2 protein-coding genes and 1 pseudogene are annotated in these 1,591 nt (G+C 56.4%); 2 read left to right on the forward strand and 1 reads right to left on the reverse strand.

All coding sequences use genetic code 11. The features are described from left to right. The first annotated feature begins 329 nt into the window (after positions 1 to 329). Together IV91_RS0112745 and IV91_RS0112750 are read left to right on the forward strand one after the other, a co-directional pair. Positions 330 to 710: an antitoxin Xre/MbcA/ParS toxin-binding domain-containing protein gene (locus IV91_RS0112745; protein ID WP_031599046.1), complete on the forward strand. Its 381-nt coding sequence runs from the start codon at positions 330 to 332 to the stop codon at positions 708 to 710. Further along, complete coding sequence (locus IV91_RS0112750; protein WP_200874411.1) at positions 670 to 1,383, forward strand: RES family NAD+ phosphorylase; 714 nt, start codon at positions 670 to 672, stop codon at positions 1,381 to 1,383. Before IV91_RS0112745 ends, IV91_RS0112750 begins: the two co-directional genes overlap by 41 nt. Positions 1,384 to 1,415: 32 nt before the next feature. Here IV91_RS0112750 and IV91_RS17450 read toward each other — a convergent pair. Beyond that, positions 1,416 to 1,591 (reverse strand): annotated as a pseudogene (locus tag IV91_RS17450) (DUF4372 domain-containing protein); the annotation flags it as partial.

The following is a 1,591-nucleotide window of genomic DNA, read 5'->3' on the forward strand; positions in this document are numbered from 1 at the left end:
ATCGTGACCGAAGATTCCGGAAACCCGCCAAATCGGTCACGATAAATCAGAACAGGCGGTCACGATAACCAGAATGACCGGTCACGATAAATCAGAATGACCGGTCACGTTGGTCCAGAATACCCACCAAACTTACCCTCAGGAATTTCATCCTGCTGTTTTATGGGAAATTCAGACTGCTGGTGACACTGTAACCATCCCGCGATGATCTCACTGGATGACCGGGCAGAACACCATGAGCGCGACCAAAGCCCCATCCACGGCATCTCGAGTTAACTTTCCATGGCAATAATCGTGTATCATTATTTCTACAGGAAAGGAGGCTAACCATGCTTGCATCCAACCACACCCTCACCACCAAGCCAGACCCATCCTCGGTACTGACCAAGGCAGTGGCCCGTGCGGCCAAGCGGCTGAACATCTCGCGCGCCTTGCTGGCCAAGATCCTGGGTGTCAGCCCACCAACGGTGACTCGCCTCTACAACGGGGAGTACAAGCTCGATGAACGCCGCAAGGAATGGGAGTTCGCCTTGTTGTTTGTGCGCGTCTTCCGTTCTCTCGATTCCATCGTCGGCAATGAACAGACTGCACGCCAATGGCTCAACAGCGAGAACCGGGGTCTCAATGGCCGCCCGGTGGATCTGATTCGTCAAACAGAAGGACTGGTCCGTGTCGTTCACTACCTGGATGCCTCCCGCGGTCTCGTCTGAAGCCTTTGCCTGGCGCAGCCAGGTCTGGCGGATGGTGGAGTCACAGCACATTGCCGCCACCATGAAGTTGGTCGACAACCGCGACGAGCAGGATTTGCTGGAGTCTTTGCTGGAATCGAGCAAACCGACCCAGCCCGATGACACTGCCGGGCTTGATTACTTGCTGGCCACGCCTTTTCGTTATGACCCCAAGCGGGGCGGTTCGCGCTTTCGGGCGGTGACGGACCCCGGAGTGTTCTACGGCGCAGAATCGGTCCGGACAGCTGGCGCAGAACTGGGTTACTGGCGCTGGAAATTTCTCAAGGACACCGTAGATCTTGATCGCATTGAGCCGGTGACACACACGGCATTTCGGGTAGAGGTGGCAACGCTGGTGGTCGATCTGCAACGCCCGTCATTCGATGCTGATGCCGCCATCTGGCAACACCCCACAGATTACACACTGACGCAGCAGTTTGCGCGCACGGCACGCGAGGCCGATGTTGGTGGAATTTTGTATCAGTCGGTACGGGACCCTCAGCCCTCGTGGTGCCTGGCGTTGCTGACGCCGGCTGGCTTTGCCAAACCCAAGCCACATGCCGAGCGGCAGACCTGGTATCTGACCGTATCACTGCACGAGGTGACATTGCGGCGCGATACTGAATCGATGCAGTTTTCTGCGGAGGGTTGGTAGGGCGCGATTCCAATGTTAATCAACAAATTACGCGTCGAACGTTTTACCTGTCCGCGAAACCCCATGTGGTAAAGCTTTCCGTCTTGAGCACCAAGGCAGACTTCGATGTCCCGCAGACTTTCGCGGTAGGTCAATTGAGCAAAGGCCATGATGCGATATTGCTCGGCGCAAGTCATGGTGCGAACGCCACGGTTGCCGCCATACCGAT

The sequence above is a fragment of the Ferrovum myxofaciens genome (assembly GCF_000735045.1).
GTDB lineage: Bacteria > Pseudomonadota > Gammaproteobacteria > Burkholderiales > Ferrovaceae > Ferrovum > Ferrovum myxofaciens.